At 42.3% G+C, this 12,808-nt stretch carries 14 protein-coding genes; 4 read left to right on the forward strand and 10 right to left on the reverse strand.

Features of this window, described 5'->3' with window-relative positions:
• Nucleotide 1: 1 nt before the first annotated feature.
• Together NH153_RS12990 and NH153_RS12995 are read right to left on the reverse strand one after the other, a co-directional pair.
• Nucleotides 2-253 (reverse strand): PepSY domain-containing protein, encoded by a 252-nt coding sequence (locus NH153_RS12990; RefSeq protein WP_063704550.1) that lies wholly within the window; start codon nucleotides 251-253, stop codon nucleotides 2-4.
• A 151-nt stretch (nucleotides 254-404) separates the two neighbouring features.
• Complete coding sequence (locus NH153_RS12995; protein WP_063704552.1) at nucleotides 405-704, reverse strand: YciI family protein; 300 nt, start codon at nucleotides 702-704, stop codon at nucleotides 405-407.
• Between the two features lie 175 nt (nucleotides 705-879).
• Here NH153_RS12995 and NH153_RS13000 point away from each other — a divergent pair, with 175 nt between their 5' ends.
• Complete coding sequence (locus NH153_RS13000) at nucleotides 880-2,304, forward strand: sodium-dependent transporter (RefSeq protein ID WP_063704554.1); 1,425 nt, start codon at nucleotides 880-882, stop codon at nucleotides 2,302-2,304.
• A 61-nt stretch (nucleotides 2,305-2,365) separates the two neighbouring features.
• On the opposite strand, the gene NH153_RS13005 is transcribed toward NH153_RS13000, so the two are convergent.
• Both NH153_RS13005 and NH153_RS13010 read right to left on the reverse strand, forming a co-directional pair.
• Nucleotides 2,366-3,004: a CPBP family glutamic-type intramembrane protease gene (locus NH153_RS13005; protein ID WP_054552911.1), complete on the reverse strand. Its 639-nt coding sequence runs from the start codon at nucleotides 3,002-3,004 to the stop codon at nucleotides 2,366-2,368.
• A gap of 58 nt (nucleotides 3,005-3,062) precedes the next feature.
• The gene (locus NH153_RS13010) at nucleotides 3,063-3,650 is read right to left on the reverse strand and encodes an inner membrane-spanning protein YciB (protein WP_054561224.1); all 588 of its coding nucleotides are present in this window, start codon (nucleotides 3,648-3,650) and stop codon (nucleotides 3,063-3,065) included.
• A 193-nt stretch (nucleotides 3,651-3,843) separates the two neighbouring features.
• Here NH153_RS13010 and NH153_RS13015 point away from each other — a divergent pair, with 193 nt between their 5' ends.
• Together NH153_RS13015 and NH153_RS13020 are read left to right on the forward strand one after the other, a co-directional pair.
• The gene (locus tag NH153_RS13015; protein ID WP_054561225.1) at nucleotides 3,844-4,113 is read left to right on the forward strand and encodes an HU family DNA-binding protein; all 270 of its coding nucleotides are present in this window, start codon (nucleotides 3,844-3,846) and stop codon (nucleotides 4,111-4,113) included.
• Nucleotides 4,114-4,250: 137 nt separating this feature from the next.
• A complete protein-coding gene (locus NH153_RS13020) occupies nucleotides 4,251-4,823 on the forward strand; it encodes a type 1 glutamine amidotransferase domain-containing protein (RefSeq protein ID WP_063704556.1) in 573 nt (190 codons plus the stop codon).
• 60 nt (nucleotides 4,824-4,883) lie between these two features.
• Here NH153_RS13020 and trpA read toward each other — a convergent pair whose 3' ends face one another.
• The 6 genes from trpA to NH153_RS13050 are packed head-to-tail and all read right to left on the reverse strand — an operon-like array spanning nucleotide 4,884 to nucleotide 11,444.
• Nucleotides 4,884-5,696, reverse strand: a complete 813-nt coding sequence (gene trpA / locus NH153_RS13025) for a tryptophan synthase subunit alpha (protein WP_063704558.1) — start codon at nucleotides 5,694-5,696, stop codon at nucleotides 4,884-4,886.
• Nucleotides 5,693-6,877 (reverse strand): tryptophan synthase subunit beta, encoded by a 1,185-nt coding sequence (trpB, locus tag NH153_RS13030; protein ID WP_063706120.1) that lies wholly within the window; start codon nucleotides 6,875-6,877, stop codon nucleotides 5,693-5,695. The genes trpA and trpB overlap by 4 nt, the downstream gene beginning before the upstream one ends.
• 7 nt (nucleotides 6,878-6,884) lie before the next feature.
• Entirely contained in the window at nucleotides 6,885-8,249 is a 1,365-nt protein-coding gene (trpCF, locus tag NH153_RS13035) for a bifunctional indole-3-glycerol-phosphate synthase TrpC/phosphoribosylanthranilate isomerase TrpF (protein ID WP_063704560.1), read from the reverse strand.
• Nucleotides 8,242-9,261 (reverse strand): anthranilate phosphoribosyltransferase, encoded by a 1,020-nt coding sequence (gene trpD, locus NH153_RS21750; RefSeq protein WP_063704562.1) that lies wholly within the window; start codon nucleotides 9,259-9,261, stop codon nucleotides 8,242-8,244. Before trpD ends, trpCF begins: the two co-directional genes overlap by 8 nt.
• A 9-nt stretch (nucleotides 9,262-9,270) precedes the next feature.
• On the reverse strand, nucleotides 9,271-9,876 hold the full coding sequence (locus tag NH153_RS21755) for an aminodeoxychorismate/anthranilate synthase component II (RefSeq protein ID WP_063704563.1): 606 nt from the start codon (nucleotides 9,874-9,876) through the stop codon (nucleotides 9,271-9,273).
• Nucleotides 9,876-11,444 (reverse strand): anthranilate synthase component 1, encoded by a 1,569-nt coding sequence (locus NH153_RS13050; protein ID WP_063704565.1) that lies wholly within the window; start codon nucleotides 11,442-11,444, stop codon nucleotides 9,876-9,878. The genes NH153_RS21755 and NH153_RS13050 overlap by 1 nt, the downstream gene beginning before the upstream one ends.
• A gap of 524 nt (nucleotides 11,445-11,968) precedes the next feature.
• Between NH153_RS13050 and rnm the strand changes: the two genes are divergently transcribed.
• On the forward strand, nucleotides 11,969-12,808 hold the full coding sequence (rnm, locus tag NH153_RS13055) for an RNase RNM (RefSeq protein ID WP_063704567.1): 840 nt from the start codon (nucleotides 11,969-11,971) through the stop codon (nucleotides 12,806-12,808).

A 12,808-nucleotide genomic window follows, 5' to 3' on the forward strand; every position in this document is an offset into this window, starting at 1 on the left:
CTTAATCCTTTTTCACTTCGCCAGTCTTTTTGTTCACATGGACATCAACCACGTGGCCGTTCGTTTTTAAAATTCTTACGGTAAATACTTTATCTTGCTCTGTGATTTTCAGGGTTCGGCCGTCTTCAGATTTTTGGGCAATCATCACAGCCTGCTTTTTAGTCACCTCTGGGGCTTGCTTCTTATTGGCATCAGCATGAAAGCTTGATAATGCAAATAAAAGACTAAAACTGAAGGCTAATACTATGCGCATGACGGGGAACTCCTAAACCAGACCCATTTAGTTTAATTAACCAATTAACTAAAATTCAAGTAATTACGTTAAATTCTGTAATTCGATAGCCAGATCTTAGTTAATAAGCCGTGAACAAACACTGAATTATTGATTCAGTTAAGTTCAGGGATTAACCAAATACTTTTTTAAATGGTTTTACCACTGAGTTGTCGTAAACACCCGCAGCAATATACGGATCGTTTGCTGCCCATTCACGTGCTGCTTCTAATGAGTCAAATTCTGCAACCACTAATGAACCAGTAAAACCAGCATCAGCCGGATCTTCACTATCAATCGCTGGAAGGGGGCCTGCCGTAAATAAACGATTTTGATCGTCTAATTCTTGAAGGCGTGCTAAGTGAGCAGGGCGCGCAGATTTGCGAGCTTCTAAACTATTTTCAACATCCGTTGAATAAATCATATACAGCATGGTGTGTTCTCAATGTTATTTTAAAAAATAGTAGCATATTCTTAGCAATAGACGAGAGATTATTCGCGTAATAATCTTTACACAAACCCATATAACTTTAACTTATAAAGCTTGAAATACGCGGTGTAACACTGGTAGAGTCGCTGGGTTGAGAAAATAATAATAAGGTTTTTAAATGAGCGAAAAACGCGAGCATTTTAGCTCCCGCCTCGGTTTTATTTTAGCGGCAGCCGGTTCTGCTGTAGGTATCGGAAACTTAGTAGGTTTTCCTGTTTCAGCTACAAAAAACGGCGGTGGTGCTTTCCTTTTAGTCTATGCATTGTTTGTCATTTTTATCTGTTTGCCAGTGATGATGGCTGAAATGGCCATGGGTCGTAAAGCGCAAAAAGATCCACTTGGTTCATACAAATTATTAGCAGGCAATGATCCAAAATGGAACTTTGCTGGCTTTTTAGCCGTATTAACGCCATTTATGATTGCTGTTTTTTATATGGTGATCACAGTATGGATTTTCGGTTATCTATCGCAAACTGCATTTGGTAATTTAGATGCCTTGGCCCAGCCTGATAATTTTGGCACTTTTATCAATAGCTACACCGTTTTTGGTTATATGGCTGTGGTTGCAATCATCGTTAACTTGATTTTAGTGGGTGGTGTTAAAGAGGGCATCGAGAAAGCGGCTAAGTTTATGATGCCGGCTTTATTTGTGCTACTTACCGCGCTGGTTGTTTATGTATTAACACTTGATAACGCGATGGCGGGTGTAAAGTACTATATCGTTCCTGATTTCAGTAAAATGAATGCGAGTGTACTAAATGGTGCGCTGGCTCAAGCATTTTTCTCATTGTCGTTAGGTATGGGTATTTTAATGACCTATGCATCGTATATTTCTAAGAAAGACGACATTGTTGGCAGTGCAAAAATGGTTGCGGTAACCGATTCATTGGTTGCATTCATTGCCGGTCTTATGGTGCTTCCAGCTATTTTTAGTTTTAATCCGAATACTGATCCAAGTACTTTATCAGACTCTTCGGTATCAATGATTTTTGTATACCTACCAAAAATTTTATTAGCACTTCAAGCTGACATTGGTTACGTGGGTGCATCAATTGTTGCGTTTGTATTCTTCTTACTTGTCTTTTTTGCTGCAATTACGTCGCTTGTATCAATTGTAGAAGTACCAACAGCAACATTAAGCGATCGTAAGGGTATCAGCCGCAAAAAAGCACTGGCTATCTTAACCTTATCTACAGGTGTATTAACTGTGCTGTGTACCATGTCATTTGGTATGGTTGACTCACTTACAAAGTTTGTTAGCTATGGCGGTGCAGATAAGAGCTTATTTGATATTGTTTATGATGTGTTTTACGACACAATTTTACCGCTTAACGGTTTAATGGTGTGTTTATTCGTTATGTATCGTTGGAAAAAAGCAAACTTATCAGCAGAGCTAAGCCAAGGCTGTGACGGCTATGTTGGCAGCTTTACAGAGAAGTATGTGAACTTCTCGCTTTCAACGTTTATCCCTGCCATTTTATTACTAATCTTTGTAAATACAGTGGCGACTAAGTTCTTCGCATTTAGTATTTTCGGATTTTAAGAACCAGTTCAATACTTAGCCGCGCACTTTGCGCGGCTTTTTTATGCCTCTCTTTTTTATATTAAAAGGCCCCGGCATCAAGCACATCACCCAAGCCAAGGGTAAACATCCAAAGTCCCCATAAGCTGTGTTCAATCACACACACGAAGGTCGAGCGGCTTTGCGCGTACGTATAAGAAAACAACAGCCCCCCTAAAAATGCCAACAATACGGCCAATACATTCGCATAGACAATATGCGCCAACGCAAACACTGATGCGCTGACAATAATACGCACTGTTTTACTTGGCATAATGCGTTTATAACGATGGAAAAAATAGGTTCTAAAAATAAGCTCTTGTGGCATCACTGATAAGATAGGGTAGAGCAATAACAACATTAGCCAATCGTTAAATGAGTTTCGAGGCAGTGAAAACCAATTTTCTTGATTCATGATGCCGTAAAACATTCCGGAGAATAGCGCCCCTAAAAAGAAGAAACTAAATAAGCGACGTTTTACCGCACTAAATTGCCCAAGGCTGGTTAAACGAAAGCGTTTAAAATGGGGATCAGATAAAAGCAACATGCCGCACACGGCCATTAAAATAATAAGGGCAGGAATAAGCCAGTTAGCGAGATAGGCACGAAGAAAGAAGCCTAATAGCGGCAAAGAAACAAATATGAGGGTAAATTCAAGCCAGCGGTATTGGTTAGCGTTCAATGTTGTCTCAGCGTGTTTTTTGTTTACGCTAACAAGCTAAGACGACAAATTTATGACATTAAGATTGCTTTGGATCTTTCTCTTCGTCATCTTCAGGTAAGTATTTGAATAGGGTGATGATCGTTGCTAACACGCAAACAAAGGTAATGCCCATTAAGCCAAACACTTTAAAGTTAACCCAAAAATCGAGCGAGAAGTTATAGGCAATGTAGATATTCAGCGCCGAGATACCTGCAGTCACGGCAACCCAAAATAGGTTAAGCTTATTCCAGAGCGCTTCAGGTACGTTGATTTCTTGTTTACTCTCAGAGGCATTTTCTAAAATCGAGCTAAGTGCTTTTTTCACTAAGTTTTTGCCAAGTACATAGCGGCTTACTAATAAAGTAACACTGAAAATGGCATACACAATGGTGGCTTTCCATTTTACGAACTGCTCGTCGTGGAACACTAAGGTGAGCGTGCCTAATACCACCGCTATGGCAAAAAACACCCAATGACGGGTTGGCACTTTACCATCTTTAAAATAACAGTAAGCAACTTGAATTAAGGTGGTTAGCATCAGCAAGGCTGTTGCCCAATAAATATCAACTAACTTGAAAACCGCAAAAAACAGGATCAGCGGGATGTATTCAATAATCGCATGCATAAATTTATAAATGCTCTAATTTAAAAAGATACTGGGTTGTATCAAGTTATCACGCAAGATACAAGGTTGACTTAGCAGCCCTGAAAGCTTAGCCTCCCGAGCCAATCTGGCCTAAACCTGCGTTTAGGTTGTTTTACCTTATCTTTTTCCGCTTAACCTCAGATGATTAAGCGGCGTATTTTGGAGCATTTTTATGAATAAAGCCGCGTTAGTATCACAAATGGCTGCCCATAGTGAATTAACAAAAAAAGACACTCAAGCTGCTTTAACGAGTATGTTAAATGCGATTGAAAAGTCTCTTTCTGAGGGTGACCAAGTGCAAATTAATGGTTTTGGTACGTTTGCCCTAAGTTATTACCCTGCACGTAAAGGGCGCAACCCGCAAACCGGTGAAGAAATTGAAATTGAAGGCGCTAATAAGCCAGTTTTTAAACCAGCAAAAGCACTTAAAGACGGTTTATAAGCAGGATTTGCAAAGCGGGTGTAGTATTTACAGAGCACACATAGAGCACTTGGGAATTTATTCAATACTTTCAATCTATTAAGTTTGGCATGTTGTCTGCTGTTAATTGTTTAGGTTTACCTAAATAAGGAGATAACATGTCAAATTTAAACAGCCAGCTGAATGGTAAAAAGATTGCCATTCTTGCAACCAATGGTTTTGAGCAAAGCGAGCTATTGTCACCACGAAGCGCATTATTAGAAGCTGGTGCACTTGTCGAAGTTGTGTCACTTGAGCGTGGCGATATCACCGCATGGGATGAAAACCAATGGGGTGAGCGAGTCAGTGTTGACCGCGTAGTCAGCGAAGCAGACTCTGCAGAGTATGACGCGTTACTGCTTCCTGGAGGCTTATTCAACCCAGATACGTTACGTCAAGATAGCGAAGCAAAAGCATTCGTTGATGGATTTTTCAGTGCCGGTAAAAACAAACCCATTGCCGCGATTTGCCACGGTCCATGGCTATTAGCCGAAATTAACAAACTACGGGAGCGCAAAGTAACCTCATACCCAAGTATCAAAACGGATTTGATCAATGCAGGAGCTAATTGGGTTGATCAAGAGGTATGTGTTGATAAGGGCATAGTTACAAGCCGAAGCCCAGCCGACCTTGAAGCCTTTAATCGAAAATTCATAGAAGAAATTAAAGAGGGCGAGCATCGCCATCATTAATCATAAATTGTTAAGCACAAAAAAGGGCCTTTAAGGCCCTTTTTTAAGCAATACAATAAATTACTTTGTAGCTGCTTTCATACTGGCTACAAACTCTTTTAAACCAGTTAGCATCACTGCTTGGTCATCAAGATTTGCCTCGATGATTTTAACAACCGCAGAGCCTGAAATCGCACCAGCGGCTCCTGACTCAAGTGCTGATTTAACATCTTCTGGTGTTGATACACCAAAGCCTAATAATGCCGGTGCAGCATGGTAATCTTTTAGTTTTTTAACTAATGAATCTGCTGGCATTTGTGCCTTGGTTGCTGTGCCTGTCACACCTGCGCGTGAAAGAAGGTATGTGTAACCACGGCCATATGACGCACACTCTCGTAAAGTGTCATCATCAGCATTCGGTGTAGCAATAAAAATTGGGTCAATACCATTTTGCATTGCTGTTTTACGAAATGGCTTTGATTCGTGCAGCGGCACGTCAGCCACTAAAATTGAATCAACACCGGCTTCTTTAGCATCTTGATAAAACTTTTCGATGCCACGCTTAAATACTAGGTTTGAATACAATAACAGGCCAATTGGAATATCGGCATTGTACTCACGCACTTGCTTGATGATATCAAAGCAATCTTGGGTATTGATGTTTTCATCAAGTGCACGAATGTTGGCAGCTTGGATCACCGGGCCATCTGCAATCGGATCTGAAAATGGAATACCTAGTTCAAGGGCATCAGCGCCGCCATCAATTAAGCTTTTGATGATTTCTACACTCAGTGCTTTATTAGGATCACCAATCGTAACGAAGGGTACAAAAGCACCTTGGTTTGTTTCATTTAATGTGGCGAACAGTTGTCCGTAACGGTTAGTCTGGCTCATAGTGCGCCTCCTTCTGATAAAACACTGTGTACGTGAGCCAAATCTTTATCGCCTCGGCCGCTTAGGTTAACCACTAAAATAGTGTCTTCGGTTTGTTGCTCGGCATATTTAAGGGCATATGCGAGGGCATGGCTTGATTCAAGCGCTGGAATAATCCCTTCGTTCTTAGCCAGTAGTTGGAATGCCTCAAGTGCTTCAGTATCAGTAATGCCCACATATTCTGCACGGCCTGTCTCATGAAGATAAGCATGTTGTGGACCAACAGCTGGGTAATCAAGGCCTGCTGAAACAGAGTAAGACTCTTCAATTTGACCATCATCATTTTGCATAATATAGGTATAGGTACCGTGTAAAATGCCTTTCGTGCCCTTACATAGCGTAGCACCGTGTTGATGGGTATCTAAGCCTTTACCAGCTGGCTCTACACCAATTAGTTTTACACTTGGCTCATCAATAAAGTCTGTGAACATACCAATGGCGTTTGAGCCACCACCCACGCAAGCAAGCACAGCATCCGGTAAGCGACCTTCAGCTTTAATCACTTGTTGTTTTGCTTCTTCACCAATCATTTTTTGGAACTCACGCACCATGGTAGGGAATGGGTGAGGGCCTGCTGCAGTGCCTAGTAAATAGTGAGCATCTTTGTAATTAGCTGACCAGTCACGCAGTGCTTCGTTTACGGCATCTTTTAAGGTACCAGAGCCTGCCGTGACAGGAATAACCTCTGCGCCCATTAGTTTCATACGAAATACATTTGGTTGCTGACGTTCAACGTCTTTTGCGCCCATGTAAATACGGCATTTTAAGCCAAGTAGGGCACAGGCTAGGGCCGTTGCAACACCGTGTTGGCCGGCACCTGTTTCTGCAATCACTTCTTTTTTACCCATGCGTTTGGTCAGAAGTGCTTGACCAAGTACTTGGTTGGTTTTGTGCGCACCGCCGTGGAGTAAATCTTCACGCTTTAAATAAAGTTTTACCTTAGGATTTTTAACTAAGTTACGTGTCAGAGTTAATGGCGTAGGGCGACCTGCGTATTCATTTAACAGTTTTTCAAACTCAGCCTGAAAAGCTGGATCTTTTTGTGATTTGTTAAACTCTGCTTCTAGTTGCTTGAGTGCTGGCACAAGCAGCTGTGGTACAAACATACCACCGAATTCACCGAAATAAGCTGGATTTTGCATTCTAACCTCAATAATTTCTGATATGCGAAAACGCATTTTGTAATTTTGTTTGGCACTTTTTACCCGCTGACGCTTCAACGCCAGAATTTAGGTCAAGGCCGTTAGCACCGCGATAAAGCGCTGCGTGAATATTTTCTGGGTTTAAACCCCCGGCTAACATAAACGGCACGGTTGCCGTCTCTAGCACTGACCAATCAAATGCTTCGCCTGTGCCGCCTTTTTGGCTTTTGCTGTAAGTGTCGTATAAATGGCGATCAACCCCTTCAAGCGGTTTGGGTAATTCGCCTTTAACGGCTTGGGCTTTCCAAATTTCACAGCCAAGCGGTAATTGCTTTCTGAGACTTTGAATATACTCGCTATTCTCGTCACCATGTAATTGCACTGCAGCTAATTTTAAGCTTTGTGCATAATCGACCACTTGTTCTAGAGGTGCATTGACAAACACACCCACATACGCGAGCGGGGCACTTTGCGTAACTTGCTTGGCACAGTCGATATCGACATAGCGCGGTGACTTAGGATAAAAAATTAAGCCACCATACACAGCACCACTGGCGTAGGCTGCCATCGCATCTTGTGAACGGGTTAAACCACACACTTTGTTCTCACCTAAAATGACTTTACGGCATGCGGCTTCTAAGTCGCGCTCAGCCATCAGTGAGCTGCCAATTAAAAAGCCATCGCACAATGGTGCAAGACGTTTTACATCTTTATGGGTATAAATGCCCGATTCTGAAATCACTACTTTGTCATTTGGGATAAGCTGACGTAAACGCTCAGTTGTTGCAAGATCAGTACTTAAATCACGAAGGTCGCGGTTATTAATACCAATTAGGCTGGCATTAAGTGCAAGTGCACGACTTACTTCTTGCTCATTACTGACTTCTGTTAGTACCGACATGTTTAAAGAGTCAGCCACTTTGTGAAGCGCTAAATATTGCTCGTCATCAAGGACTGAGAGCATTAATAAAATGGCATCACCACCAGTTAAGCGTGCTAAATAAACTTGGTACTCATCAATAAAGAAATCTTTACAAATAAGCGGCTGTTCCACTTGGCTGCGCACGTATTCAAGGTACTGATAACTGCCTTGGAAATATTTTTCATCCGTTAGCACGCTTATACAGGTTGCGTACTTTTTATAAACCGATGTAATTTCGTCTAAATTGAATGGTTCGCGAATAAGCCCTTTTGACGGCGAGGCTTTTTTACATTCTAAAATAAACTGTGTACCGGTTGCTGCTAATGCGCCTTCAAAGTCTCGCTTGGTTGGCACAACATCGCTAATGAACGATTCAAGCGGGCGCTGTGCTTTTCTTTGTTCTAATTCAATGCGTTTGTCGGCAACAATTTTGTCTAACACGTTAGCCATGACTTACCTCAATAATTGCGTTCAATGTGTCCATCGCTTTGCCTGATGCTAATAATTCGCTTACTTGATCTGCGGCTGCTTTTAAATCGCCTGCTTTATCGGTTAAATAAAGAAGGGCGGCAACGTTGGCTATAATGGCAGCGTTATGCGCCATTTCACCTTGACCTTGTAAAATCGCTAAGCTCGCTTTTGCGTTATATTCTGGGCCTTGGCCTGCTAGTTGTTCAAGTGAATAGTTTGCAAGACCAAAATCGCTCGCTGTTAGCGTGTATTCGCTTAGTTCACCGTTATTAAGCTCAACCACTTTGGTTGTCCCATGTAAGGCAATTTCGTCAGTGCCTGCACCGTGAACCACCATAGCGCGTTTTGTGCCAAGGGTTTTTAGGGTTTCGGCCATTGGTAAACACAGTGAAGGGTCATAAACACCAAGCAATTGCACCTCAGGGGCAGCAGGGTTGGCCAGTGGCCCTAAGATATTAAAAATTGTGCGGCTTTTAAGAGCCGTACGCACGCCCATCGCATGGCGTACACCACTGTGATAATGCGGTGCAAATAAAAATGTAAACCCAGTATTGTCTAAACAATGCGCTGCTTGCTCAGGGCTCATATCGATATTGATACCCAAGGCTTTAAGTAAATCCGCTGAGCCCGAATTACTCGACACACTGCGATTACCATGTTTGACCATATTGATGCCCGCAGCGGCGGCAACAATAGCAGCTGTGGTACTAATATTAATTGTGTTTGAGCCATCGCCACCGGTACCACAGCTATCAGCAAGTAAGGTTTTGCTGGTTTTAAATGGCACTGCATTGGCGCGCATTGATGCCGCCGCACCGGCGATTTCATCACTTGTTTCGCCTTTCAGTTTTAGGGCGATAAGTGCAGCAGTTAATTCAATATCATTTAGCTGGCCATTCATGATGGCGTCAAACAATGCAGTTGCTTGCGAAAATGATAAATCTTGCTTTGCTAATAATTGGTTTAACTGGGTTTGAGTTGTTGCTTCCATGTTATTCCTCTACTGCACGCGTGCGGTTAAAAATTCAATGCTTTGCTGTAATAGCAATGCGCCATTTGGCGTTAAAATTGACTCAGGATGAAACTGATAACCAAGGGCATTATCTTGTTGATGGTAAATTGCCATCGGAATATTTTCATAACAAGCAATTACTTCAACATCATCAGGGACTTTAGTTGCCATTAATGAATGATAACGAGCAACCGGCATTTTATCGCCCATACCCGCGAATACTGGGTGCTCAGTCAACGTAATAATTGATGACTTGCCGTGCACAGTTTCGCCTGCATGACCAATAACCCCACCGTAGCTTTGTGTTAGTGCTTGCTGCCCTAAACAGATACCCAGCATCGGGAAGCGGCCTTTACACAGTTCAATGAGTTCCATTAAACAACCCGCATCAGATGGTGCGCCAGGGCCGGGTGAAAGTACTAATAACACAGGTACGGTTTCTTGGCTCATTTTGTCAAAGATGCTTTGTGCACTGATGTTATTACGGTATACCACTAACTGGCACCCTAACATAGAAAGTTCATCGACTAAGTTATAACTAAATGAATCAAAGTTATCTAAAAAGTAGATTTTATAGGCTGATGTTGTCGTCATTATTGTGCCTCGTAAGTCGATTGAATCGCAGTGATCACAGCTTGTGCTTTAGCGCGGGTTTCATTGGCTTCTGATTGTGGATCTGAATCAAACACCACACCTGCACCTGCTTGCACGTAGGCTGTGCCGTTTTTAACAAAGGCAGAGCGAATAACAATACAGCTATCCATGGCGCCATCGCCCGTTAAATAACCCACAGCACCGCCATAGCTGCCGCGGCGTTTTTGTTCGGTTTGACGAACTAACTCAGCAGCGCGTACTTTAGGTGCACCCACTAAGGTGCCCATATTCATACAAGCTTGGTAAGCATGCAGCGCATCGAGTTCAGGCTTTAAAGTACCCACCACGCGTGAAACTAAGTGCATCACTTGTGAGTAGCGGTCTACTTTTAATAATTCTTTTGCGTGACGTGTGCCTGGTACGCTAATACGGGCTACATCATTTCGCGCTAAATCAACTAACATCAGGTGCTCGGCACGTTCCTTTTGGTCGTTGCGAAGCTCAAGTTCAATGCGGCTGTCTAGGTCTGGATTAATTTGCCCGTTAGCAAACTTGCCACGAGGGCGAGTACCAGCAATTGGGTATACCTCAACTTGTTTACTCTCTGCGCAATATTTGAGGGCTGACTCGGGTGATGCGCCGAATAACACAAATTCTTCATCGCGCATGTAAAACATATATGGGCTTGGGTTTTGTAGTTTTAATTGGCTGTAAGCATGAAGTGAGTCTGGGCAGGCGAGAGAAAAAGTACGTGACGGAACAACTTGGAAAATATCGCCATCAACGATGTTCTTTTTCAACTTGATGACGTGTTCGCAGTATTGCTCGTCGCTTACATCCACACAGATTGGGTTTGAGCCTGCTTGCTTTTGCCCTTGGTAGCTTTGTGCATTGTCACATACGGCATTTAAACGCTCTAACTGTTGACCAACCTCAAAGCAATTAGCATGAACTTCAGGGCCGTTAAATACATTGCCAATTAGTTCGGTTGTTTTTGCTTGATGGTCGATGACAACTAACGTTTCGGCTAGGTAGAAAACATAATCAGGGCAGCTGTTTTCGCCGTCAGGCACATCAGAAAGAGTTTCGAAATTAGCAACCATATCGTAGGCAAATACACCGCCTAAGAACACAGAAAATGGGTTATCTGTGGTGCTTTTAATACTATTAATACAGCTACGTAGCGCACTAAAAGCGTTATCTGCTACTAATTTACTGGCTTCATCAATGTCACTTGCTACTTCGTTGTAGGTTAACGTTAATGTGTCTTCTACAAGCTCAGCAGAGCAGTTTTGCACATGAGTTTGTAAATAAGGCAGTAATTGTTTGCCGTTATTTGACTGTGCAGTGAGTGTGACCTGTTTGCCTTGGCAAACAATACGTAGCGCTGAGTCAACCAAAATTAGACTTTTTACACTGTCTTTAGAATCAATTTCAGCAGACTCTAACAGCAGTGAATTAGGCTTATCGAGTAAACTGTATAACGCAAGTGGGCTACTGATGTAGTCGCGCACTTGAGTGATACTGGTTACTTCACCCGGTGTCGTTGTTATATGACTAAAAATCAAACCTCATTCTCCCTCATTCCCAAAAACTCTTTAAAAAACAAAACCCCGCGAAGCGATGCTTGGCGGGGTTCGTATAAAGATGCCTATAAATTAGATAGACCCTTACCGTCCCGCTAAGCCAAGCGCCACCACCAATGATGTGTAAGAGTTGCTATGTAATTCATTATAAAACCTTAAAATTTAGATATAAAAAAACCCGCTATATGAGCGGGTTTTGAAATCGTTAGACACGACAATTCGTCACCCGCTAGTTACGAGTGCCACCACCAAATTGTGATTTGAATTGTTTTGTTCATTGTTATTACTTATTTAACGTGTCTGAAAGTGCATACAGTAAAGCGTACCTATGCCGATACTGTCAAGCATTAATTTACATATTAATACGTGTTTGGCATTTACCTCTCGTAATTGCCTATTTATGAGGGTATATATGTCTAACCGAAAAAGATAATCACGCCCTCACAGTAAATTTTTGTTATACTCACATCATTGATTCAAGAACTTACGTAAAGCAGTCTTTCCCTTTGATAAAATACGATTTACATAGCCACACCACATACTCAGATGGTCAGCTATCAGTCGAGCAATTGTTACACCGCGCGGTTGAGAAAAACATAGATGTGTTTGCAATTACCGATCACGACACGTTAAGTGCGATAAAGCCAGCTCGCCTAGTCATTGCAAATGATAATTTACCGCTTAAATTAATTGCTGGCGTTGAAGTGTCAACAAAATGGGAAAGCTTTGAAATTCATATTGTTGGCTTAAATGTTGATGATGAAAATGACGCACTGTTGTCACTATTACAAGCGCAACAAGGTAAGCGTGAAGAGCGCGCTATAGAGATAGGTCGTCGCCTCGCTAAAAATGGTTTTGAAGGCATTTACGACCAAGCAAAAACATTTGCCGAAAACGCCCAGATCACACGCGCGCATTTTGCCCGTGCACTGATTGAACGTGGTGTAGCTAAAAACTTTCCGGGGGTATTTAAAAAATACTTAGGGCGAGGAAAAACAGGCTATGTACCAAGTAGTTGGTGTGATATGAAAACGGCAATTGCTGCCATTCACCAAGCGGGTGGGGTTGCCGTTCTTGCACATCCTGGGCGTTATCAAATGTCGAATAAGTGGCTACGTAAGTTAATTATTGAGTTTAAAGACGCAGGTGGTGATGCGATGGAAGTTGCACAGCCACAGCAAGCGCCGAGTGAGCGCCAGTTTTTAGGTGAACTTTGCCGTGAATATGGTTTACTTGCGTCGCAAGGGTCAGATTTTCATTTTCCGACCAGTTGGTTGGAGTTAGGTAAAAATTTATACTTACCAAAAGATTGCCAAGGGGTTTGGCAAGCATGGGAAGGGCAATAG

It is taken from the genome of Pseudoalteromonas gelatinilytica, from assembly GCF_001641615.1.
GTDB lineage: Bacteria > Pseudomonadota > Gammaproteobacteria > Enterobacterales > Alteromonadaceae > Pseudoalteromonas > Pseudoalteromonas gelatinilytica.